This is a genomic window from Paraburkholderia tropica (assembly GCF_900109265.1).
Lineage (GTDB): Bacteria > Pseudomonadota > Gammaproteobacteria > Burkholderiales > Burkholderiaceae > Paraburkholderia > Paraburkholderia tropica.
In genome coordinates, this window is the sequence record NZ_FNZM01000011.1 from 255,047 (window position 1) to 276,576 (window position 21,530).

A 21,530-nucleotide genomic window follows, 5' to 3' on the forward strand; every position below is an offset into this window, starting at 1 on the left:
GTCCGGCGTGTACGGCGCACGCGAGCGGGACCGGTTTCCGGTGCGCGCGCCCGGGCGCATCGGCCTTGCATCGGTTCCGGGCGGGTTGCGCCGCGCGCGGGACCGGCCGTGCTTCGGACCACAGCGGCCGTCAGGTGGATCTGAATTTTATCACGCCGGGACCCGTCGGCTTCGCCCCGTCGCTGCGATTGCGCGCGGCGTGCGGGTTCGGGCCGGACGGCGGCGGGGTTGTCCGCGCGTGGCCGGACGATTCGTGTGGCGAAGCGCTCAGGCGCGGCGGGGCGCCGTAAACGGGGCGCGAGCAGGGGCCGCGAACGCTGGCTGTGGCGCAATACGCTGCGCAAAGCCAGGCGCGACAAGCGCGACAAGCGCGACAAGCGGCAGACAGTCCGTGCGGAGCCGGCGCGGGCGTGGGCACAAACGCGCGCCCACGTCCCACGACGCCCGCCTGTCTTAGTTCTTGGTGCCGAACAGGCGGTCGCCGGCGTCGCCGAGACCCGGAATGATGTACGCGTGGCTGTCGAGGTGCGAATCGAGCGAGGCCACGTAGAGCTTCACGTCCGGGTGCGCCTTCTGGAACACCTCGACGCCCTCGGGCGCGGCCACCAGCGCGAGGAACAGAATGCGATCGCCGGGCACGCCGCGGCGCTTGAGCACGTCGATGGCGTGCGCGGCCGAGTAGCCCGTGGCGACCATCGGATCGCAGAGGATGAAGGTGCGGTCTTCCAGATCCGGCAGGCGCACGAGGTATTCGACCGGACGGTGGTCGTCGGCGCGATAGACGCCGATATGGCCCACGCGCGCCGACGGCACCAGTTCGAGCAGGCCGTCGGACATGCCCACGCCCGCGCGCAGCACCGGCACGATCGCGAGCTTCTTGCCGGCGATCACCGGGGCGTCGACTTCGACGAGCGGCGTCTGCACGCGGCGCGACGCGACCGGCAGGTCGCGCGTGATTTCATAGCCCATCAGCAGCGTGATCTCGCGCAGCAGCTCGCGGAACGTGCGCGTGGACGTGTCCTTGTCGCGCATGTGGGTGAGCTTGTGCTGGATCAGCGGGTGATTGAGGATGAAGAGATTTGGAAAACGGCTGTCCTGTTTCATGACGGGGCGCACAAGGCTGCTAGAGATATCGGGGGCGCTGGACGGGGCCTGAAAACGGCCGGTCCGCGTGACGGACTCAAGTATACGGGAACGGCGGGCGAACGACGCGGCCGTGGCGTGGGATCGGCGTGCGGATTGGCGTGTGGATCGACCAGGATCGGCAGCGGCGTCCCACGCGTGCGGCGCGATTCTTCTAGAATCGCAAAAATCGGACGCGGACGTGGGTGCCGGACCGCCGGATCGCCGGATCGCCGGATCGCCACGCCGCCGTCACGCTTCGTTCATGCAGGTTCACGCAGGCACAGAAAGAGGACGCAAGAAGATGGACATGGGCATCGCAGGACGCAGCGCGCTGGTGTGCGCCGCAAGCAAGGGACTGGGGCGCGGCTGCGCCGAGGCGCTCGCCGCCGAGGGCGTGAACGTGACGATCGTCGCGCGCACGGAACAGACGCTCGAGGAAACCGCCGCGCAGATCCGCGCCGCGACCGGCGTCGAGGTCAAGGCCGTGGCCTGCGACATCACCACCGAAGCGGGCCGCGCCGCCGCGCTGGCTGCGTGCCCGTCGCCGGACATTCTCGTGAACAACGCGGGCGGTCCGCCGCCGGGCGATTTCCGCAGCTTCACGCACGAGCAGTGGATCGCCGCGCTCGAAGGCAACATGCTCACGCCGATCGCGCTGATCCAGGCGACCATCGACGGCATGACCGCGCGCGGTTTCGGGCGCATCGTCAACATCACGAGTTCGTCGGTGAAGGCGCCGATCGACGTGCTGGGCCTGTCGAACGGCGCGCGCTCGGGACTCACGGGCTTCGTCGCGGGCGTCGCGCGCCAGGTCGCGAGCACGGGCGTGACGATCAACAACCTGCTGCCGGGCGCGTTCGACACCGACCGCATCCGCTCGACCATCGTCGCTCAGGCGCAGAAGCAGAATCTTTCGCTCGACGAAGTGCGCGCGCGCCGCGTGAAGTCGATTCCGGTCGGCCGCTTCGGCACGCCCGACGAATTCGGCCGCGCCTGTGCGTTCCTGTGCAGCGTGCACGCGGGCTATATCACTGGACAGAACTGGCTCATCGACGGCGGCGCCTATCCGGGCACCTTCTGAGCGGGCATAGTGCGCACGACGGCGTCCGGTCATCCGGCCGGCACGCCGCGATTCTTTCATCGACACCCGACACACCCAAGGAGCAGAAGGCCATGCCCACCCGCGTCGCGCTGATCGCGCACGACCATAAAAAAGACGACATCGTCCGGCTGACCGGCGAATACGTCGACACGTTGCGCCGCTGCGCGCTGCTTGCCACGGGCACGACCGGCGGGCGCATCGAGGCGGCGCACGGCCTGAACGTCGAGCGCATGCTGTCCGGCCCGCACGGCGGCGATTTGCAGATCGGCGCGCAACTGGCCGAGGGCAAGGTCGACGTGGTGATTTTCCTGCGCGATCCGATGACCCCGCAGCCGCACGAACCCGACATCAACGCACTCGTGCGCGCCTGCGACGTGCACGACGTGCCGTGCGCGACCAACATCTCGACGGCGCGCATGATTCTCGACGTGCTCACGCAGCGTATGAAGGACGTGGTGTAAGCCGCATCGAGACACATCGAAACGCAGCGAGACAGATTGACTCCGACTTTTGCACGCATTGGCACGACTCAAGGAGACATGAGATGAGCAAGGCAATCCGATACGACAAGACCGGCGGCCCCGACGTCATGAAGTGGGTGGACGTCGAAGTGGGCGAGCCGGGCGAGGGCGAGATCCGCGTGAAGCAGACCGCCTGCGGTCTGAATTACATCGACGTGTATTTCCGCACCGGCCTCTATCCGCAGGCGCTGCCCGCGGGTCTGGGCATGGAAGCGGCCGGCGAGGTGACGGCGGTCGGCGCGGGCGTGACGAGCGTGAAGGTGGGCGAGCGCATCGCCTATGTCGCGCGTCCGCCGGGCGCGTATGCGCAGGAGCGCGTGCTGCGCGCCGACCAGGTGATCCGCGTGCCCGATTCGATCAGCGACGAGCAGGCCGCCTCGCTCATGCTGCAAGGCCTGACCGCGCAATATCTGCTGCGCCGCACCTATCGCGTGAAGGCCGGCGACACGATCCTGATTTCGGCGGCGGCGGGCGGCGTGGGCCTGATCGTCTGCCAGTGGGCGAAGGCGCTGGGCGCGACCGTGATCGGCACAGTGGGCTCGGACGAAAAGGCCGAGATCGCGAAGGCGCACGGCTGCGATCACCCGATCGTCTACACGCGCGAGGACTTCACGGCGCGCGTGCGCGAGATCACGAACGGCGCAGGCGTGCCCGTGGTGTACGACTCGATCGGCAAGGACACGTACACGAAGTCGCTCGACTGCCTCGCGCCGCTGGGCATGTTCGTGAGCTTCGGCAATGCGTCGGGGCCGCTGCCGCCGATCGATTCGTCGGAGTTCGCGGGACGCGGCTCGCTGTTCTTCACGCGCCCGACCTTGTTCACCTATATCGCCAAACGCGCCGACTACGAAGCGATGGCCGCCGAGCTGTTCGAGGCGGTGGCTTCGGGCAAGGTGAAGACGTCGATCAATCAGCGTTACGCGCTCCAGGACGTGGGCCAGGCGCACACCGATCTCGAAGCGCGCCGCACCACGGGTTCGACGATCCTGCTGCCGTAAACACGCGGTTTCGCTCACGGCGTTTCCAGCCGATAAAAAAGGCGCGCATGTCAGCCATGCGCGCCTTTTTGTTTGTCCTTTGTTTGTCTTTTACTTTCCGCCCGTTTGCTTTCGCGCGCCGCCGCGCCTTGTCCGACAAGGCGGCGCGCGCGCATGCGCATACCGATGCCGTCCGCGTTTACGCGTTTTTTATACGCACGCCCCAAGCTTTGATCCGGATTTAACGCGATAAACCTTACCTTACCGCCATCCATCAATGGAGAACACGACAATGGATGTGCTGTATATCGGGGGGCTGGCGGTCTTCGCCGCGCTCACTTATGCGTTGATCGCCGGCTGCGAGAAGCTCATGCAGTACCGCCGCGCCGATCAGGGTGTCAAGGGAGCGCGCTCATGACCTGGATTTTCTGGTTGTCGGGGGCGGCGACGCTGTTGCTGTTCGTCTATCTCGTCCATGCGCTGCTGCGCGCGGAGGACATCGAATGAACGCCAACAATCTGCTGCAAACCGGGCTGTTCATCGCCGTGCTGCTGGCGCTCGCGGTACCCGTCGCGGGCTATATCACGCGCGTGCTCGACGGCCGTTCGCGCGTCGTGCGCCTGTTCGCGCCGGTGGAGAATCTGCTCTATCGCCTCGCGGGCGTGGACGTCAACGCCGAGATGAACTGGAAGCGCTATGCGTTCGCCACCATCTCGTTCAACGTGCTGGGCGTGGGTTTCCTCTACCTGCTGCTGCGCATTCAAGGCTGGCTGCCGGGCAATCCGCAGACCTTCGGCGCGATGACCGTGGACGGCGCGTTCAACACGGCGGTCAGCTTCGTCACCAACACGAACTGGCAGGACTATTCGCCCGAACAGACCGTGAGCTATCTCACGCAGATGCTCGGTCTCACGGTGCAGAACTTCCTCTCGGCGGCCACCGGCATCGTCGTGGTGGTCGCGCTGATTCGCGGTTTCGCTCGCCATTCGGCGCAGACCATCGGCAACTTCTGGGTCGACCTCACGCGCACGACGCTCTACATCCTCGTGCCGATGGCGGCGCTCGTCACGGCGCTGCTGATGAGCCAGGGCATGATCCAGAACTTCAAGTCGTATCAGGACGTGCCGACGCTGCAAACCACGACCTATGCCGCGCCGAAGCTCGATGCGCAGGGCAATCCGGTCAAGGACGAGAAGGGCAACGCCGTCACCGTCGATACCAAGGTGACGACGCAGACGCTCGCGATGGGTCCGGTCGCCTCGCAGGAAGCGATCAAGATGCTCGGCACCAACGGCGGCGGTTTCTTCAACGCCAATTCCGCGCATCCGTACGAAAACCCGACGCCGTTTTCGAACTTCGTCGAAATGTTGGCGATCCTGATCATTCCGGCCGCGCTCTGTCTCGTGTTTGGCAACATGGTCGGCGACCGCCGGCAGGGCGTGGCGGTGCTCGCGGTGATGACGATCGCGTTCGCCGTGGCGGTGGGCGTCGAATTGTCCGCGGAACAAAGCGGCAACCCGATGTTCACGTCGCTCAACGTCGATCAGCACGCGAGTGCGCTGCAGGCCGGCGGCAACATGGAAGGCAAGGAAACGCGCTTTGGTATCGCGCAGACGGGCATTTTCGTCGTGACCACCACGGCGGCGTCGTGCGGCGCGGTCAACGCGATGCACGATTCGCTCACGCCGATCGGCGGCCTCGTGCCGATGCTCTTCATTCAACTCGGCGAAGTGATCTTCGGCGGCGTGGGCTCGGGCCTCTACGGCATGCTCGTGTTCGCATTGCTCGCGGTGTTCGTGGCGGGCCTGATGATCGGCCGCACGCCCGAATACGTGGGCAAAAAGATCGAATCGTTCGAGATGAAGATGGTGTCGATCGTGATTCTGCTCACGCCGCTGCTGGTGCTGCTCGGCACCTCGATCGCCGTGCTCACCGCCGCGGGCAAGGCCGGCATCGCCAATCCGGGCGCGCACGGTTTCTCCGAAATCCTCTACGCGTTCAGCTCTGCCGCGAACAACAACGGCAGCGCGTTCGCGGGCCTGACCGTCAGCACGCCGTTCTACAACTGGCTGCTCGGCATTGCGATGTGGTTCGGCCGTTTCGGCACCATCGTGCCGGTGCTGGCGATCGCGGGTTCGCTCGCGAGCAAGAAGCGCATCGCCGTGACGGGCGGCACGCTGCCCACGCATGGCCCGCTGTTCGTCGTGCTGCTGCTCGGCTGCGTGCTGCTGGTGGGCGCGCTCACCTACGTGCCGGCGCTTGCGCTCGGTCCGGGTGTCGAGCATCTGATCATGCTCGGCGTGCATTGAACGGGGATCTTTCGAAATGACACAACATAGTGCAACACGGTCCATGTTCGATCCGGCGCTGGTGCGCCCGGCCATCGTGGACTCGTTCAGGAAACTCAATCCGCGCACCCAGTTGCGCAACCCGGTGATGTTCTGCGTCTACGTGGGCAGCGTGCTCACGACGATCCTCTGGATCGCGGCGCTGATGGGGCAGGCCGAAGCGCCCGCGGGCTTCATTCTCGCGGTCGCGCTGTGGCTCTGGTTCACGGTGCTGTTCGCGAACTTCGCCGAAGCGCTCGCCGAAGGCCGCTCGAAGGCGCAGGCCGCCTCGCTGCGCCAGGCCAAGCGCGACGTGATGGCGAAGAAGCTCAACGAGCCGCATCCGAAGGCGCCGATCCGCATCACGACCGCCACCGATCTGCGCAAGGGCGACGTGGTGCTGGTCGAAACCGGCGACACGATTCCCGCCGACGGCGAGGTGATCGAAGGCGTGGCCTCGGTCGACGAATCGGCGATCACGGGCGAATCCGCGCCGGTGATCCGCGAGTCGGGCGGCGACTTTTCGTCGGTCACGGGCGGCACGCGCGTGCTGTCCGACTGGATCGTCGTGCGCGTCACGGCGAATCCGGGCGAGGCGTTTCTCGACCGCATGATCGCGATGGTCGAGGGCGCGAAGCGCCAGAAAACGCCGAACGAAATCGCGCTGACGATCCTGCTGGTCGCGCTGACGCTCGTGCTGCTGCTCGCCACCGCAACGCTGCTGCCGTTCTCGATGTTCTCGGTCGAAGCCGCGAAGATGGGCCACGTGGTGACGATCACGGCGCTGACCGCGCTGCTCGTCTGCCTGATTCCGACGACCATCGGCGGGCTGCTCTCGGCGATCGGCGTGGCGGGCATGAGCCGCATGATGCAGGCCAACGTGATCGCCACTTCGGGCCGCGCCGTGGAAGCGGCGGGCGACGTCGACGTGCTGCTGCTCGACAAGACCGGCACGATCACGCTCGGCAACCGTCAGGCGTCGGCTTTCGTGGCCGCGCCGGGCGTGAACGAAGAAGCGCTCGCGGACGCCGCGCAACTGGCCTCGCTCGCCGACGAAACGCCCGAGGGCCGCAGCATCGTCGTGCTCGCGAAGCAGCGCTTCAACATTCGCCAGCGCGACATGCATGCGCTCCAGGCTGTGTTTCTCGCGTTCAGCGCGCAGACGCGCATGAGCGGCGTGGACCTGCCGGGGCGCGAGATCCGCAAGGGCGCCGCCGACGCGGTGAAGAACTACGTCGAGCAGCACGGCGGCCGCTTCCCGTCGGAAGTGAACACGGCCGTGGACGAAGTCGCGCGGCGCGGCAGCACGCCGCTCGTCGTGGCCGAGCGTCACGGCGACGATGCGCGCGTGCTGGGCGTGATCGAGCTGAAGGACGTGGTGAAGGGCGGCATCAAGGAGCGCTTCGCCGAGCTGCGCAAGATGGGCATCAAGACCGTGATGGTGACGGGCGACAACCGCCTGACCGCCGCCGCGATCGCCGCCGAAGCCGGTGTCGACGACTTCCTCGCGCAAGCCACGCCGGAAACCAAGCTCGCGACGATTCGCGAGCATCAGGCGCAGGGCAAGCTCGTGGCGATGACCGGCGACGGCACCAACGACGCGCCGGCGCTCGCGCAGGCCGACGTCGCCGTGGCGATGAACACCGGCACGCAGGCCGCGAAGGAAGCGGGCAACATGGTCGATCTGGATTCGAATCCGACCAAGCTCATCGAGATCGTCGAGATCGGCAAGCAGATGCTGATGACGCGCGGCTCGCTCACGACCTTCTCGATCGCCAACGACGTCGCCAAGTACTTCGCGATCATTCCGGCCGCGTTCGCCACCACGTATCCGCAGCTGAACGCGCTCAACGTGATGCATCTCGCCACGCCGGCCTCCGCGATTCTCTCGGCGGTGATCTTCAACGCGCTGATCATCGTGCTGCTGATTCCGCTCGCGCTCAAGGGCGTGAAGTACCGGCCGCTCGGCGCGGCGATCCTGCTGCGCCGCAATCTGCTGGTCTACGGGCTCGGCGGGATTCTGGTGCCGTTCGTCGGCATCAAGCTGATCGACATGGTGCTCGCGGCGTTCGGTTGGGTTTGAGGTGCGCGCCTCACACATGCGCCTTGCAGATGCGCCTCGCAAATGCGCCTCGCAAATGAACAGGAAGCCAAAATGAAATCGCAGTTTCGTCCTCTGATCGTGATCTTCGCCGTGCTCGCGGCGATCACCGGGCTCGTCTATCCGGCCGTGATGACCGCGTTCGGGCAGGCCGTGTTCCACCGCCAGGTCAACGGCAGCCTCGTCGAAGTCGACGGCAAGGTGGTGGGCAGCGCGCTGATCGGCCAGCAGTTCGACGCGCCGCAGTACTTCTGGGGCCGCCTCTCGGCGACCGCGCCGATGCCGTACAACGCGCAGGGCTCGGGCGGCTCGAACTTCGGCCCGACCAACCCGGCGCTCGCCGATGAAGTCAAAGGCCGCATCGACGCGCTCAAGGCCGCGGGCACCGACGTCTCGCAGCCGATTCCCGCCGACCTGGTGACCTCGTCGGCGAGCGGTCTCGATCCGGAGATCTCGCCCGCCGCCGCCGCGTACCAGGTCGCACGCGTGGCGAAGGCGCGTCATCTGAGCGCCGGCGACGTGCAGGCGCTCGTGGACCGCTACACCCAGGGCCGCCAGTTCGGCCTGCTAGGCGAGCCGCGCGTGAACGTGCTGGAGCTGAACCTCGCGCTCGACGGCAAGGAAGTGAGCTGAATCCGCTGACGGGGTAAGCCTCGCAGGCTGGATGGCCACCGCACGCCGCCTTTCGCGCGGCGTGCGGTTTGCCATTTCGGCGCCACGGTGAGACGATCGGCGATGGCGTTCCGGCGCTTGCCGACCCGCGCCGGGTGCGAATCACCACACTGCGCACAACACGCGAAACACATAACGCGAAATCCGCATGAACCGTCCCGATCCCGACGAACTCCTCGACCGGCTGCAACGCGATGAAGAAAAACGCCGCCGCGGCAAGCTGAAGATTTTCTTCGGCGCGTCGGCAGGCGTCGGCAAGACTTACGCGATGCTGCAAGCCGCGCGCCGCCGCGCCGACGAAGGCGTGGACGTGGTGGTCGGCATCGTCGAAACGCATGGGCGCAGCGAAACCGCCGCGCTTACGAACGGCCTCGACGTGATGCCGCGCCAGCGCCTCGCGTATCGCGGCCGCATGCTCGACGAATTCGATCTCGACGCCGCGCTCGCGCGCAAGCCGCAACTCGTGCTGGTCGACGAACTCGCGCATTCGAACGTGCCGGGCGCGCGCCATCTGAAGCGCTGGCAGGACGTCTACGAACTGCTCGACGCGGGCATCGACGTTTATACGACCGTCAACGTGCAGCACCTCGAAAGCCTCAACGACGTGGTCGGGCAGATCACCGGCATCCGCGTCTGGGAGACGGTGCCCGACCGCGTGTTCGACGGCGCCGACGAAGTCACGCTGGTCGACCTGCCCGCCGAGGAACTGCTCGACCGCATGCGCGACGGCAAGGTGTATCTGCCCGCGCAGGCCGAGCGCGCGGTGCGCAACTTCTTCCGCAAGGGCAATCTGATCGCGCTGCGCGAACTGGCGCTGCGCCGCACGGCCGACCGCGTCGATGCGCAGATGCACGAATATCGCGCCGACCGTTCGATCCAGCACGTCTGGCAGGCGCGCGAGCGGCTGCTCGTGTGCGTCGGGCCGGGGCCGGAAGCGCCTGCGCTGGTGCGCGCGGCGGCGCGCCTCGCCGCGAGTCTCAAGGCCGACTGGATTGCCGTCTACGTCGAAACGCCGAAGCTCCAGCGCCTGCCCGACGCGATCCGCGAACGCACGCTCGGCGCGCTCAAGCTGGCCTCCGAACTGGGCGCGGAAACCTCGACGCTCGCGGGCGAGGACGCCGCCGTCACGCTCGCGGGTTACGCGCGGCTGCGCAACGTCTCGAAGCTGGTCGCGGGCGCGTCGCTGCGCAGCGGCTTCTCGCGTTGGTGGCGCAGGCCGTTCGGCGAGCGGCTCGCGGAACAATCCGGCGACGTCGACCTGACGCTGGTGCGCGCGAGCGGCAACGACGTCGACCGTTTGATCGGCCGCAGCGGGGGCGATGGTCGCGACGCGGGCTCGGCCGCCGCGCGCGCCGCCAACGCGTGGCGCGCAGCCATCGCCGAGGGCGCCGCGCATCGCTCGCCGCCGCGCGCGTATGCGGCGGCGCTGGCGATCTGCGCGGGCATCACGCTGCTCGCCAACCAGTTGAACGACCGCATCGCGCTCGCCAATCTCGTGATGCTGTATCTGCTCGGCGTGATCTTCGCGGCCACGAAGCTCGGGCGCGGGCCGGGCGTCATGCTCTCGTTCGCGAGCGTGGCCGCCTACGACTTTTTCTTCGTGCCGCCGCGCCTGTCGTTCTCGGTCAGCGACACGCAGTATCTGCTGACCTTCGTGGGCATGTTGCTGACCTCGCTCGTCATCAGCCATCTCACGTCGAGCCTGCGCCGCGAGGCGAGCGTCGCGCAGCGCCGCGAACAGCGCACCGGCGCGATGTATGCGATGGCGCGCGAACTCGCCGCCGCGCTTGCGACCGAGCAGATCGTCGCGATCGGCAGCCGCCATGTGAGCGAGGTGTTCAACGCGCGCGTCGGCATTCTGTTGCCCGATAGCGCCGACAAGGTGCAGCAGAAGATCGAGGACCCCGATCCGCAGATCATGCTCGACGCCGCGAGCCTCGATCTCGACGTCGGCCAGTGGGTCTACGACCAGCAGAAACCGGCGGGTCACGGCACCGACACCTTGCCCGCCGCCGCCGCGCGCTATCTGCCGCTCAAGGCGCCGATGCGCACGCGCGGCGTGCTGGCCGTGGTCACGCGCGACGCGCGCGAATTGCAGGTGCCCGAGCAGCAGCGCATGCTCGACGCCTTCGCCGCGCAGATCGCGCTCGCGCTCGAACGCGTGCACTACGTCGAGATCGCGCGCGACGCGCTCGTCAACATGGAGTCCGAACGGCTGCGCAACTCGCTGCTTTCGGCGATTTCGCACGATCTGCGCACGCCGCTCACGACCATCGTCGGCTTTTCGTCGATGCTGGCGCAGACGCACGAGCCCGGCGCGCCTGACGACACGCACAGCGCGCGCACCGGCGAGCTGATCGAGGCGATACACGACGAGGCGCTGCGCATGACCGGCATCGTCACGAATCTGCTCGACATGGCGCGTCTGCAGGCGGGCAGCCTCAAGCTCAACCGGCAGTGGACGCTGCTGGAGGAAACCGTGGGCGCGGCGCTCGCCGCGTGCCGCCGCGTGCTCGCGCGCCATCCGGTGCAGGTGAAGCTGGAGGCGGGCTTGCCGTTGCTGCAGCTCGACGCCGTGCTGATGGAGCGGCTCTTTTCGAATCTGCTGGAAAACGCGGCGAAATACACGCCGCCCGACACGCCGCTGACGATCGCCGCGCGCCGCATCGAGGAGCACGGCCAGCCTTTCGTGCGCGTGAGCATCGACGATCGCGGGCCGGGCCTGCCGCCTGGCATGAACGAGCGCATCTTCGAGAAGTTCACGCGCGGCGAGAAAGAGTCGGCGAAACCGGGCATCGGGCTCGGGCTCGCGATCTGCCGCGCGATCGTGGAAGCGCACGGCGGTACAATCGGCGCGGCCAATCGCGTCGATGCCGACGGCCAGACGGAAGGCGCGTCGTTCTGGTTCGCGCTGCCCGTGGAAGCGCCGCCGCCGTTGCCGAGCGACGTCGCCGAGTCCGAAGAGGCCGATGCAGCCGACGCGGAACACGGCCTTCATGACGCGCTCGACGCGCATGACGAGACGCATGAAGCGCGCGACGGCGCTTCGGCGCCTTCAACCTTCGATCTGAAACCTGCATCGCATTCGAACCCGCATCCCGACCATGAGTGATCCGAGTCTTGCCGTTGTCCTGATCGAAGACGAAAAACAGATCCGCCGCTTCGTGCGCGCTTCGCTGGAGGGCGAGGGCATCACGGTCTACGACGCCGAAACCGGCAAGCAGGGGCTCGTCGAGGCGGCCACGCGCAAGCCCGACCTCGTGATCGTCGATCTGGGGCTGCCCGACACGGACGGTCTCGATGTGATCCGCGAGCTGCGCGGCTGGAGCGATTTGCCGGTGATCGTGCTGTCCGCGCGCACGCAGGAAAGCGAAAAAGTCGCCGCGCTCGATGCAGGCGCCGACGACTATCTGACCAAGCCCTTCGGCGTCTCCGAACTGCTGGCGCGGATTCGCGCGCATCTGCGGCGGCGCAACCGCGGCGGCGCGAACGAGGCGCCGCAGGTGAGCTTCGGCGCGGTGACCGTCGATCTGGGCATGCGCCAGGTGACGCGCGAGGGCGCGCCCGTGCATCTCACGCCGATCGAATATCGCCTGCTCGCCACGCTCGTGCGCGACGCGGGCCGCGTGCTCACGCATCGCCAGTTGCTGCGCGAGGTGTGGGGGCCGTCGCACGTGGAAAGCAGTCACTATCTGCGTATCTACATGGCGCATCTGCGGCAGAAGCTGGAGCGCGATCCGGCGCAGCCCGAGCACATCGTCACCGAGACGGGCGTGGGCTATCGCCTCGTGGGCGTGCAGTGACGCAGGTGAAGCAGCCGCGTCGCGAGTAGGGCGGCAAGGCGGTTCGGTGACGCGCGGCGCGCACCAGACTGGTGCTATACTTACAGGCGTGTAAGGACGACCTTGCACGTCTTTTTTCGGGGACGGCCCCATTTTTTCAAGTGGAGCGTCCCGGATGCCCTGGTTCATTCTTCTCATCGCTGGCCTGCTCGAAGTCGCCTGGGCGGCCGGTCTCAAGTCCTCCGAAGGTTTCACGCGTTTCTGGCCCTCCGTGTTCACGATCGTGACCGCGCTCGGTAGCTTCGTGCTGCTCTCGATCGCCATGCGTCAGTTGCCGCTCGGCACGGCCTACGCCGTGTGGACGGGCATCGGTGCGGTGGGCGCGTTCGTGTTCGGCATCGTGATGATGGGCGAGGCCGTGAGCGCCGCGCGCGTGGCGAGTGCGGCGCTGATCGTGCTCGGCATCATCGGGCTGAAGCTCAGTTCGGCGGCCTGATCCGGTTCCGGATCGGCGAGACCTTCCACGCGCCGCGCGGCGATGCGGCGCGCATTTTCCCCACATTTTCGGCAAAAATCGCGGGTTTTTGCGTGGCGCGCATGCGCAACACCGCTGCGGCGGTGCAGCGAGCGTGGCTATAATGGAATGGTCATCAACCGATAACACTCCGCGCCGCGGATAACGCGAGCGCCGCTGCCCGATGGCGCCGTGTCCGGCGAAGCGGGCGCGCTGCGTTTGCGCCAGATTCGTGGGGGACGGCGCCGCGCGAGCCTCGCGCGAGGAGGCAGTCATGCTCGAACCGATTTCGCTTGCCGCGGGCCTGTCCTGGGGCAGCGGCCTGCGCCTCTACCTCACGGTCCTCATGGCCGGCGTGCTTCAGCGCCTCGGCTTCATCCATCTGCCCGACACGCTCGCGGTGCTCGCTTCGCCCTGGGTGATCGGCATCGCCGCCGCGCTCACGGTGCTCGAATTCCTCGCCGACAAAGTCCCCGCGTTCGATTCGCTGTGGGACGCGTTGCACACCTTCATCCGCATTCCCGCCGGCGCCGTGCTGGCGGCGGGCGCGCTCGGCCACGCCGATCCGGCGGTGCTGACGATCGCCGCGCTCGCGGGCGGCACGCTCGCGGGCACCGCGCATCTGGCGAAGGCGGGCACGCGCGCGCTCATCAATCTGTCGCCGGAACCGGTCTCGAACGTGGTCACGTCGAGCGCCGAGGACGGCATGACCTTCGTCGGCGTGCTGCTCGCGCTGTTCGTGCCGCTGCTGTTCCTCGTCATGCTCGCCGCGTTCCTGCTGGTGGCGACCTGGGCGCTGCCGCGTCTGTGGCGCGGCGTGCAGGGCGGCTTTCGCGGCATGGCGACGCATATGGTCTCGCGTTTCTCGCTGCGGAGCCGTCACGATTGAACCCGCCGAATCTGTCCTCGCCACCGTCTACGCCGCCTTCTAACCCCGTTTCTTCTCGATCCACGCGCGCCGCCCCCGGCTGGGGCGACCTCGTGCGCCTCGCCGCTCGTATGACCGCACGCGACTGGCGCGCGGGCGAACTGACGATGCTGCTGCTCGCCCTCGTGCTCGCGGTGGCCGCGCTCGCGAGCGTGGGTTTTCTCGCTGACCGTCTGCAACGCGGACTGGAGCGCGACGCGCGCCGCATGATCGCCGCCGATTTCATCGTGCGCGCCGATCATCCCGTCGATCCGGCGTTCGCGCGCGAGGCACAGGCGCTCAAGCTGCAAACCGCGAATACGGCGATTTTCCCGAGCATGGTCAGCGCGGCCGGCGATGCCGACGGCGCGCAGACGCCCACGCGGCTCGCGGCGGTCAAGTCGGTGTCGGCGGCCTATCCGCTGCGCGGCGCGCTGCGTATATCGAGCGGCCCCGGCGCGCCCGATCACGCGGCGCAGGGCATTCCGCCGTCCGGCACCGTCTGGGTCGACGATCAACTGCTCGACGCGCTCAAGGTCCACGTCGGCAGCCAGGTGCGCGTGGGCACGCGCACGTTCACGATCGGCGCGCTCATCACGCGCGAACTCGACCGCGGCTTCTCGTTCGTCAACTTCTCGCCGCGCCTGATGCTCAACGAGGCCGATCTCGCCTCGACCGGCCTCACGGGCTACGGCAGCCGCGTGACGTATCGCCTGCTGGTGGCCGGCGCCGATCCGGCCGTGGCGCAGTTCGCGCAATTCGCGCACGCGCGCGTCGACGGCGGCAAGATGCGCGGCGTCGGCCTCGAATCGCTGCAGGACGGCCAGCCGCAAGTGCGGCAGACGCTCGATCGCGCGCGCCACTTCCTCACGCTCGTCTCGCTGCTGACCGCCTTGCTCGCGGCCGTGGCGATCGCGATGGCCGCGCACCGTTACACGCGCCGTCATCTCGACGGCTGCGCGGCCATGCGCTGCCTCGGCGCGAGCCAGCGCACGCTGCGCACGCTGTTCGTGCTCGAATTCGCGGGCCTTGGGCTGGTGGGCGGCGCGATTGGCGTCGCGCTCGGTTATGCGGGCCATCTCGCGCTGCTCGCGTGGCTCGGCACCTTGATCGATGTCGCGCTGCCGTATCCGGGGCCGCTGCCCGCGCTCGAAGGCGTCGCCGCCGGACTGGTGCTGCTGCTCGGCTTCGCGCTGCCGCCGCTGTTGCCGCTCACGCGCGTGCCGCCGGTGCGCGTGCTGCGCCGCGAATGGGGCGAGGAAAGCCGCACGGCGTGGGCTGCGTATGCCGTGGGCATCGCGCTGTTCGCGGGCCTGCTCGTGATCGCGGCGGGCGAACTGAAGCTCGGCGGCATCGTCGCGGGCGGGTTCGCGCTCGGCCTGCTCGTGTTCGCGGGGCTCGCGCGTCTCGCGCTGTGGGGCGCGGCGCGTCTCGCGCGCAGTCAGCGCAATGGTTTGGAGGCGCGCGCAGGCGTGGGCTGGCGCTATGCGCTGGCGTCGCTCGAACGGCGGCCCGGCGCGAGCGCACTGCAGATCACCTCGCTCGCCATCGGGCTGATGTGTCTGCTGCTGATCGCCATGACGCGCAACGACCTGATCGAAGGCTGGCGCAAGTCGACGCCGCCCGACGCGCCCAACGAATTCCTGATCGACATCCAGCCCGACCAGCGCGATGCGGTGGCCGCCTGGCTCTCGCAGCACGGCATCGCGAGCCCCGATCTGGCGCCGATGGTGCGCGGCCGCCTCATCAGCATCAACGGCAAGCCGGTCGATCCCGAGCAGTACAAGAGCGAGGATGCGCGCCGTCTCGTCGACCGCGAATTCAATCTCTCGTACACGACGCAGCTGCCCGACGACAACCGCATCGAAGCCGGCCAGTGGTACGGCGAGACGAGCACACCGCAACTGTCGATCGAGCAGGGACTCGCGAAAATCCTCAACGTGAAGCCCGGCGACGTGCTGACCTTCGACGTGACCGGCCTCGAAGTGACCGCGCCCGTGACGAGTCTGCGCAAGCTCGACTGGGGCTCGTTCAAGGTCAACTTCTTCGTGCTGATGCCGCCCGCGCTGCTGCACGATTTTCCGGCCACGTTCATCACGAGTTTCCATCTGCCCGACGCGCAGCGTAATGTCGTCGACGGGCTGGTTGCGAAGTATCCGAACGTGACGGCCATCGACGTCGGGCCGATCCTCGCGCAGATCCAGCGCGTGCTGGAGCAGGTGATCGGCGCGGTGCAGTTTCTCTTTATTTTCACGCTCGCGGCGGGTGTGCTCGTGTTGTACGCGGCGCTCGCCGGCACGCGCGACGAACGCATGCGCGAGTCGGCGCTGCTGCGCGCGCTGGGCGCGTCGCATCGGCAGGTGAGGTCGGTGCAGATTGCGGAGTTTGTCGCCGTGGGCGCGCTCGCCGGGTTGATGGCGGCGCTCGGCGCGCAGGCTGTCGGCTACGTGCTGGCCACGCGCGTGTTCGACTTCTATCTCGCCTTCGATCCGTGGCTCGTGCCCGCGGGCATCGCGGCGGGCGTGGTGTGCGCGGGCGTGGGCGGCTGGGTCAGTCTGCGTCACGTGCTGGCGCGGCCCGCGTTGCAATCGTTGCGTGACGCTTGACGTTCGAACCGTGATGCGGATGCGCGCGGCGGTGCTTGCCTCACGCGGGTGTCGTGCGCGCGCATTCCGTTATAGGATGCCGGTGCTGCTCACACCGACACCATGACCACCGACTCGACAGAATCAAGCGCATCGACTGAGAAAGCCACGCCAATGCGCTTTCTCGACACCTATCTCGCCGCGCTGCTCGCGCGCGCGAGCGCGCTCATCTCCGACGAATTCCACGCCACGCTCGCGCGCAAGAAGATTCCTGCGCTGCAATGGCGCGTGCTCGCCTGTCTGTCCGACGGTCCGTTGCCGATGGGCGATCTCGGCCGCCTGATCCTCGCCAAGCAGCCGACCGTGAGCAAGCTGATCGATCGCATGGAAGCGGCGGGCATGGTCGCGCGTCAGGACGATCCGCAGAGCCGCCGCCGCACGCTCGTCGCGCTCACGCCGCAGGGCCGCGCGCTCGCGGCGGAGTTGATCGCGCTGGCGCTGGAGCACGAGGCGTCGGTGCTGCTGCCGTTTCCGCCCGAGTCGGCGAAGCTGTTCGTCGAGATGCTGCGTCAACTGATCGAGCAGCACGCGAAGTAACGCACTTTCCCCGCACTTTCCCGCAGTTTCACGGCAAGCGCGGTTAAAGCGCGAGACTGCCCGTGCTCGTCCCGCCGCACACATAAAGCGTTTGTCCCGTGACGAAGCCGTTTTCCGGCGCCGCGAAGAACATCGCGGCGCGCGCGATGTCGTCGGGCTGGCCGAGGCGGCCGACCGGAATGCCCGCCGCAATCTGCGCGACCTTGGGGCTGTCGGCGGGCACGACCGCATGGAACATGTCGGTCTGCACGGGGCCGGGCGCGATGGCGTTCGCGGTCACGCCGAGCGGCCCGAGTTCGAGTGCCCACGTGCGCACGAGACCGAGCATGCCCGCCTTGGTCGCCGAATACGCGGTGCGCGTGGCGAGCCCGAGCGCCGCGCGCGACGAGATCAGCACGAGCCGCCCGAAATGCTGCGCGCGCATCGCGGGCAACATCGCCTGGGCGAGCGCGATGGGCGCGTCGAGATGCAGATTCGCGAGCGCGATCACGTCGTCGTGCGTGACGTCGGGCAGCAGCGCCGCGCGGATCACGCCCGCGTTGTGCACGAGCGTCGTGGGCGCATGGCGCGCGACGACCTCGGCGGCGGCGGCGCGCGTGGCGGCGGCGTCGCAGAGATCGACTTCGAGGGTGTGCAGGCGCGCGTGGCCCGGCGCGTCGGCGCGCAGATCGAGCGAGATCACTTCGTAGTTCGCTTCGAGCAGATGCTCGACGATGGCGCGGCCAATGCCCGCGTTGCCCCCGGTGACGAGGGCGGTGCGCGGCGCGGCGGATGGCTGGCGGGTGGAGTCGGTCATATCAGTCCTGGCGTTTTTTCAGGGCGCGCGTGTCGATGCAGCGCGCGGTGCCGGGCAACGTGCGCGCGAGTTCCTTGAGCGCGGCGCGTTGCACCTTCTGCGTGCCGGTGAGCGGCAGTGCGTCGACGAACGCGACGTAACCGGGCGCCTTGAAATAGGCGAGTTGCGCGAGACACAGTTGCGCGAGTTCGGCGGCGAGCGGCGCGGCGGCGGCATCGGCGAGCGGTTCGCGCGCGATGATGCAGGCGAGCACTTCGTCGCCGCGCACGGCATCGGGCGTCGCGGCCACGGCGACATCCGCCACGCACGGATGCTTGCGCAGCACGCTCTCGACTTCGACGGCCGAGATGTTCTCGCCGCTGCGCCGGATCACGTTCTTCTTGCGATCGACGAAATAGAGCTGGCCTTGCGCGTCCTGCCTGACGATGTCGCCGGTATGGAACCAGCCGCCTTCCCACGCGGCGGCGGTGGCTTCGGGATCCTTGAGATATTCGCGGAAGAAGCCACGACGCGGATGCTCGCCGCGCGCGCGCACGAGCAGTTCGCCGGGCGTGTCGATGCCGACATCGCGTCCATCGTCGCCGACGATGCGCACGTCGAGCGACGCTTCGGGCTGGCCGAAGCACGACTGGCCGACCTGACGCGGCTCGCGATTGGCGATCACCACGGCGCCCGCGCCGGTTTCGGTCATCGCCCAGGCTTCGAGCAAGGGCATGCCGAAGCGCGTTTCGAACGGCGCGTGCAGCGTTTTATCGACGCCCGCGCCGAAGCCGAAGCGCACCGAATGCTCGCGATCCTGAGCGCTGGCGGGCGCGCCGAGCAGCATCGCGGGCATCACGCCGAGATAGTGGACGACGCTCGCGCGCGCGGCGCGCACGCTGGCCCACCAGGTGCGCGGATGAAAGCGGTCGAGCGGGACGATCGCGCCGCCCGCGAGGATCATCGCCATGGTCGAGTAGGCCATCGCGTTCATGTGCGTCATCGGCAGCGGCGTGACGAGGCGCTCGACGCCGGGACGCAGCGCGCACAAGCCGCCGATGCGGTTGTACCACTCGCCCGCGCGCAGGAAATACGCGTTGGGCAGCACGCAGGCTTTCGGGCGGCCCGTCGTGCCCGAGGTGTAGAGCAGGGCGCATTCGGTGTCGGCGTCGGGCATGTCGGCGCGGGCGGGCGTGGCGGCGTGCTGGAGCGTCGCGCCGTCCGTCATGCCGTCGGCGTCGCAGATCGAGACGCTGCGTTGCGCGGCGCGCGCCGCCGCGTGCAGATCGGCATGACGCGCGGCGGGCGCGACGGCGAGATCGAGTTCGCTATGGCCTGCGATGTAGTCGAGTTCCGCGGCGCGCAACTCGGTCGAGAGCGGCACGACCGAGACGCCGAGCGCATTGAGCGCGAACCAGTGCAGGAAAAATGCGGGCCGGTTTTCGAGCATCAGACCTGCGCGATGTCCGCTGCCAAAACCGGCTTCGCGATAGCGCGCGGCGAGCGCATCGACGCGTGCGAGCGCTTCGCCGTAGCGCAGCGTGTGCGCGTCGATGCCGTAGATCGCGGCGGTTTCGGGCAGCACGACGAGGAAGTCGTGATCGGGCCAACGTGCGGCGCTGGCGGCGAAGGCCGCGTAGACGCTGGTGTTGGCGTCGGACTTGGCGTGATGGGGCGTATCGGCTGAAAGCATCGCGCGCCTCACAGGAACAGTTGCACGGACGGCAGCGCCGCGTCGCAGTTGAGCAGATCGATGCGCTTTTCGCGGATGCGTAGCGCGCCGTCCTGCTCGACGACGTGATGGCGGACGATGCCGGTGAACACCAGTTGCTCGTCGCCGCGCGCCTCGGCGTAGAAGAACGGCGTGCGCAGGCGATAGCCGCCGGCGTCGGCGGATTCGATTTCGGGGCGCTGCATGACGTGCTGGCAACGGCTCTCGGGCTGCTGCGAAAACGCGCGCGGCTGCTTGAGGCGTTCGATGCGCAGCTTGAGCAGCAGCCGGTCCTCGTACATCAGCGAGGCGTGATTGAGGCCGTCGTGCTGGCCGTGCGCAAGCGGTATCCAGTAGAGGCCGTCGTCGGCGAACAGCGTGTACCAGGCGTCGAACTGCTTGTCGTCGATGAGGCGCGCCTCGCGATAGACGAAGTCGGCGAGCGTGTCGCGCAGGGCGGGATCGTGGGCGTGGGTCATTGCGCGGTTCCGGTTTCGTGCTGGTGTTGCTGCTGGGTTTGCGGCGCCATATGCCGCGCCCAGGCGCGGAACTGGTTGCGCATCGAAATTTCGCTCGTGCCGTTCACGGTGAGATCGGCGACGTGCGCTTCATCCGCGCGATAGTCGCGATGCAGACTCACCCAATCGTTGCCGTTGGCCGCGAGCCCTTCCTGAATCGCGCGATACGCATGCAGATCGTCGTGGCCCACGACCGACATCGGCGAATTGATCAGCCGCGAATAGGTGAGCGTGCGTTGCAGCAGCGCGTCGGGCGCGCCCTTGAGGCGAAAGGTCCACGACTCGATCACCGTCTTGTCGGGCGCGATCGGGCGCACGACGCGGATCGCCTGAATCGCGCCCTTGATCGTGAGGCTCGGGTAATAGACCGTGTTGTGGCGCGCGGTGCCGAGCACCTGTTTCGCCTTCTCTTCGCCCCACGCGGCGATCAGTTGCTGCTCGTATTCGGGCACGGCGGCGTAGCTCGAATGAATCGAGAAGTTCACGCCGGTGTAGCTGTGGCCGTGTTCGAACACGCGCACGCCCATGCCGTCGAAAAAGCCGTAATCGGAGACAAAAGGCACGAACTGTTCGATCGCCATCGGCTTGGGTTCGTCGGCGGATTTGCCTTCCCAGAGTTTCTTCGCCGTGCCCGCCGATGATTCGTGCGCCACCATCGGATGCATCGTGTCGTTCAGGTTCTCGACGAACATCTTCCAGTTGCAGTTGTGCACGTAGCGCAGGCAGCCGCCCGCGATTTCGAGTTCGCCTTCGGGCGAGCGGTCGGCCATGTTATCGATCGACGACAGCGATGCGCCGAAATACTCGCTGAACGTCGGGCCTTCGTCGGCGAGACGCACGAACACGAAGCCGCGATAGATCTCGACGTTCGTCACCGCCTGGAGACCTTGTCCCGAGGGACATTCGGAAAGCCGCGTGCCTTCGTAGCCGTTCTTCAGCGGAATCGCGAGCGGCTTGCCATCGGTTTTATAGGTCCACGCGTGATACGGGCAGCGGAAGAATTTGCCGGTGTTGCCGCTCGGCGCGCTGACGAGTTTCGCGCCCTTGTGCGCGCAGCGGTTCATCAGCACGCGCACGCCGCCGTTGGCCTCGCGCACCATGACGAGCGGCTGGCGCGCGATGTCGACGCTCACGTAGTCGCCCGCATTGGGCACCTGGCTCGTGTGGCCGAGATAGACCCACGTGCGGCTGAAGAGCCGCTCCATTTCGAGGTCGAAGACTTCCTGGTCCAGATAGACGTCGCGATGAACCTGATCGGGTTCGACGAGCGCGGCGAGCGCTGCGGCGTCTTCGCGATAGCGTGGCATGCGGGGCTC

The 21,530-nt window shown here is 67.7% G+C and carries 20 protein-coding genes; 15 read left to right on the forward strand and 5 right to left on the reverse strand.

Annotated elements, in window-relative coordinates; genetic code table 11:
- Window positions 1-453: 453 nt before the first annotated feature.
- Window positions 454-1,104 (reverse strand): uracil phosphoribosyltransferase, encoded by a 651-nt coding sequence (gene upp, locus BMY06_RS20105; protein ID WP_065064494.1) that lies wholly within the window; start codon window positions 1,102-1,104, stop codon window positions 454-456.
- Window positions 1,105-1,426: 322 nt separating this feature from the next.
- On the opposite strand from upp, the gene BMY06_RS20110 reads away from it, so the two are divergent.
- The 15 genes from BMY06_RS20110 to BMY06_RS20175 all read left to right on the forward strand — a co-directional run bounded on the left by BMY06_RS20110 (window position 1,427) and on the right by BMY06_RS20175 (window position 17,210).
- Complete coding sequence (locus tag BMY06_RS20110; protein WP_065064496.1) at window positions 1,427-2,206, forward strand: SDR family oxidoreductase; 780 nt, start codon at window positions 1,427-1,429, stop codon at window positions 2,204-2,206.
- 92 nt (window positions 2,207-2,298) lie between these two features.
- Window positions 2,299-2,688 carry a methylglyoxal synthase gene (locus BMY06_RS20115; RefSeq protein ID WP_065064498.1) on the forward strand — a complete coding sequence of 130 codons (390 nt, stop codon included), beginning with the start codon at window positions 2,299-2,301 and terminating at the stop codon, window positions 2,686-2,688.
- Between the two features lie 83 nt (window positions 2,689-2,771).
- Window positions 2,772-3,746 (forward strand): quinone oxidoreductase family protein, encoded by a 975-nt coding sequence (locus BMY06_RS20120; RefSeq protein WP_074984787.1) that lies wholly within the window; start codon window positions 2,772-2,774, stop codon window positions 3,744-3,746.
- Window positions 3,747-3,793: 47 nt separating this feature from the next.
- Complete coding sequence (locus BMY06_RS39635; RefSeq protein WP_161495586.1) at window positions 3,794-3,970, forward strand: hypothetical protein; 177 nt, start codon at window positions 3,794-3,796, stop codon at window positions 3,968-3,970.
- Window positions 3,971-4,017: 47 nt separating this feature from the next.
- Window positions 4,018-4,143 carry a potassium ABC transporter ATPase gene (locus BMY06_RS20125; protein ID WP_065064636.1) on the forward strand — a complete coding sequence of 42 codons (126 nt, stop codon included), beginning with the start codon at window positions 4,018-4,020 and terminating at the stop codon, window positions 4,141-4,143.
- Window positions 4,140-4,232: a K(+)-transporting ATPase subunit F gene (kdpF, locus tag BMY06_RS38150; RefSeq protein WP_027819619.1), complete on the forward strand. Its 93-nt coding sequence runs from the start codon at window positions 4,140-4,142 to the stop codon at window positions 4,230-4,232. Before BMY06_RS20125 ends, kdpF begins: the two co-directional genes overlap by 4 nt.
- Window positions 4,229-6,034 carry a potassium-transporting ATPase subunit KdpA gene (kdpA, locus tag BMY06_RS20135; RefSeq protein WP_074984790.1) on the forward strand — a complete coding sequence of 602 codons (1,806 nt, stop codon included), beginning with the start codon at window positions 4,229-4,231 and terminating at the stop codon, window positions 6,032-6,034. Before kdpF ends, kdpA begins: the two co-directional genes overlap by 4 nt.
- Window positions 6,035-6,050: 16 nt before the next feature.
- Complete coding sequence (gene kdpB, locus BMY06_RS20140; protein ID WP_065064504.1) at window positions 6,051-8,135, forward strand: potassium-transporting ATPase subunit KdpB; 2,085 nt, start codon at window positions 6,051-6,053, stop codon at window positions 8,133-8,135.
- Between the two features lie 72 nt (window positions 8,136-8,207).
- Window positions 8,208-8,786 (forward strand): potassium-transporting ATPase subunit KdpC, encoded by a 579-nt coding sequence (kdpC, locus tag BMY06_RS20145; protein ID WP_065064638.1) that lies wholly within the window; start codon window positions 8,208-8,210, stop codon window positions 8,784-8,786.
- A gap of 187 nt (window positions 8,787-8,973) precedes the next feature.
- The gene (locus tag BMY06_RS20150) at window positions 8,974-11,937 is read left to right on the forward strand and encodes a sensor histidine kinase (protein WP_080180701.1); all 2,964 of its coding nucleotides are present in this window, start codon (window positions 8,974-8,976) and stop codon (window positions 11,935-11,937) included.
- On the forward strand, window positions 11,930-12,628 hold the full coding sequence (kdpE, locus tag BMY06_RS20155) for a two-component system response regulator KdpE (protein ID WP_065064506.1): 699 nt from the start codon (window positions 11,930-11,932) through the stop codon (window positions 12,626-12,628). The genes BMY06_RS20150 and kdpE overlap by 8 nt, the downstream gene beginning before the upstream one ends.
- 154 nt (window positions 12,629-12,782) lie before the next feature.
- Window positions 12,783-13,103 (forward strand): quaternary ammonium compound efflux SMR transporter SugE, encoded by a 321-nt coding sequence (sugE, locus tag BMY06_RS20160; RefSeq protein ID WP_065064508.1) that lies wholly within the window; start codon window positions 12,783-12,785, stop codon window positions 13,101-13,103.
- 292 nt (window positions 13,104-13,395) lie between these two features.
- Window positions 13,396-14,010 carry a DUF4126 domain-containing protein gene (locus BMY06_RS20165; RefSeq protein ID WP_065064510.1) on the forward strand — a complete coding sequence of 205 codons (615 nt, stop codon included), beginning with the start codon at window positions 13,396-13,398 and terminating at the stop codon, window positions 14,008-14,010.
- 110 nt (window positions 14,011-14,120) lie between these two features.
- Window positions 14,121-16,634 carry an ABC transporter permease gene (locus tag BMY06_RS20170; RefSeq protein ID WP_074984792.1) on the forward strand — a complete coding sequence of 838 codons (2,514 nt, stop codon included), beginning with the start codon at window positions 14,121-14,123 and terminating at the stop codon, window positions 16,632-16,634.
- Window positions 16,635-16,787: 153 nt separating this feature from the next.
- Window positions 16,788-17,210, forward strand: a complete 423-nt coding sequence (locus BMY06_RS20175; protein WP_167371416.1) for a MarR family winged helix-turn-helix transcriptional regulator — start codon at window positions 16,788-16,790, stop codon at window positions 17,208-17,210.
- Between the two features lie 43 nt (window positions 17,211-17,253).
- On the opposite strand, the gene BMY06_RS20180 is transcribed toward BMY06_RS20175, so the two are convergent.
- The 4 genes from BMY06_RS20180 to BMY06_RS20195 are packed head-to-tail and all read right to left on the reverse strand — an operon-like array spanning window position 17,254 to window position 21,521.
- Window positions 17,254-18,006 (reverse strand): SDR family NAD(P)-dependent oxidoreductase, encoded by a 753-nt coding sequence (locus tag BMY06_RS20180; RefSeq protein ID WP_074984794.1) that lies wholly within the window; start codon window positions 18,004-18,006, stop codon window positions 17,254-17,256.
- 1 nt (window position 18,007) lies between these two features.
- Complete coding sequence (locus tag BMY06_RS20185; protein ID WP_074984796.1) at window positions 18,008-19,678, reverse strand: AMP-binding protein; 1,671 nt, start codon at window positions 19,676-19,678, stop codon at window positions 18,008-18,010.
- An 8-nt stretch (window positions 19,679-19,686) separates the two neighbouring features.
- Window positions 19,687-20,175, reverse strand: a complete 489-nt coding sequence (locus tag BMY06_RS20190) for an aromatic-ring-hydroxylating dioxygenase subunit beta (RefSeq protein WP_074984798.1) — start codon at window positions 20,173-20,175, stop codon at window positions 19,687-19,689.
- Complete coding sequence (locus tag BMY06_RS20195) at window positions 20,172-21,521, reverse strand: aromatic ring-hydroxylating dioxygenase subunit alpha (protein WP_074984800.1); 1,350 nt, start codon at window positions 21,519-21,521, stop codon at window positions 20,172-20,174. The genes BMY06_RS20190 and BMY06_RS20195 overlap by 4 nt, the downstream gene beginning before the upstream one ends.
- Window positions 21,522-21,530: the final 9 nt, after the last annotated feature.

Bases quoted from the DNA above. Each gene is read 5' to 3' on its own strand.
- upp (WP_065064494.1), bottom strand. From the start codon at position 1,104: ATGAAACAGGACAGCCGTTTTCCAAATCTCTTCATCCTCAATCACCCG.
- BMY06_RS20110 (WP_065064496.1), top strand. From the start codon at position 1,427: ATGGACATGGGCATCGCAGGACGCAGCGCGCTGGTGTGCGCCGCAAGC.
- BMY06_RS20115 (WP_065064498.1), top strand. From the start codon at position 2,299: ATGCCCACCCGCGTCGCGCTGATCGCGCACGACCATAAAAAAGACGAC.
- BMY06_RS20120 (WP_074984787.1), top strand. From the start codon at position 2,772: ATGAGCAAGGCAATCCGATACGACAAGACCGGCGGCCCCGACGTCATG.
- BMY06_RS39635 (WP_161495586.1), top strand. From the start codon at position 3,794: ATGTCAGCCATGCGCGCCTTTTTGTTTGTCCTTTGTTTGTCTTTTACT.
- BMY06_RS20125 (WP_065064636.1), top strand. From the start codon at position 4,018: ATGGATGTGCTGTATATCGGGGGGCTGGCGGTCTTCGCCGCGCTCACT.
- kdpF (WP_027819619.1), top strand. From the start codon at position 4,140: ATGACCTGGATTTTCTGGTTGTCGGGGGCGGCGACGCTGTTGCTGTTC.
- kdpA (WP_074984790.1), top strand. From the start codon at position 4,229: ATGAACGCCAACAATCTGCTGCAAACCGGGCTGTTCATCGCCGTGCTG.
- kdpB (WP_065064504.1), top strand. From the start codon at position 6,051: ATGACACAACATAGTGCAACACGGTCCATGTTCGATCCGGCGCTGGTG.
- kdpC (WP_065064638.1), top strand. From the start codon at position 8,208: ATGAAATCGCAGTTTCGTCCTCTGATCGTGATCTTCGCCGTGCTCGCG.
- BMY06_RS20150 (WP_080180701.1), top strand. From the start codon at position 8,974: ATGAACCGTCCCGATCCCGACGAACTCCTCGACCGGCTGCAACGCGAT.
- kdpE (WP_065064506.1), top strand. From the start codon at position 11,930: ATGAGTGATCCGAGTCTTGCCGTTGTCCTGATCGAAGACGAAAAACAG.
- sugE (WP_065064508.1), top strand. From the start codon at position 12,783: ATGCCCTGGTTCATTCTTCTCATCGCTGGCCTGCTCGAAGTCGCCTGG.
- BMY06_RS20165 (WP_065064510.1), top strand. From the start codon at position 13,396: ATGCTCGAACCGATTTCGCTTGCCGCGGGCCTGTCCTGGGGCAGCGGC.
- BMY06_RS20170 (WP_074984792.1), top strand. From the start codon at position 14,121: ATGACCGCACGCGACTGGCGCGCGGGCGAACTGACGATGCTGCTGCTC.
- BMY06_RS20175 (WP_167371416.1), top strand. From the start codon at position 16,788: ATGCGCTTTCTCGACACCTATCTCGCCGCGCTGCTCGCGCGCGCGAGC.
- BMY06_RS20180 (WP_074984794.1), bottom strand. From the start codon at position 18,006: ATGACCGACTCCACCCGCCAGCCATCCGCCGCGCCGCGCACCGCCCTC.
- BMY06_RS20185 (WP_074984796.1), bottom strand. From the start codon at position 19,678: ATGCTTTCAGCCGATACGCCCCATCACGCCAAGTCCGACGCCAACACC.
- BMY06_RS20190 (WP_074984798.1), bottom strand. From the start codon at position 20,175: ATGACCCACGCCCACGATCCCGCCCTGCGCGACACGCTCGCCGACTTC.
- BMY06_RS20195 (WP_074984800.1), bottom strand. From the start codon at position 21,521: ATGCCACGCTATCGCGAAGACGCCGCAGCGCTCGCCGCGCTCGTCGAA.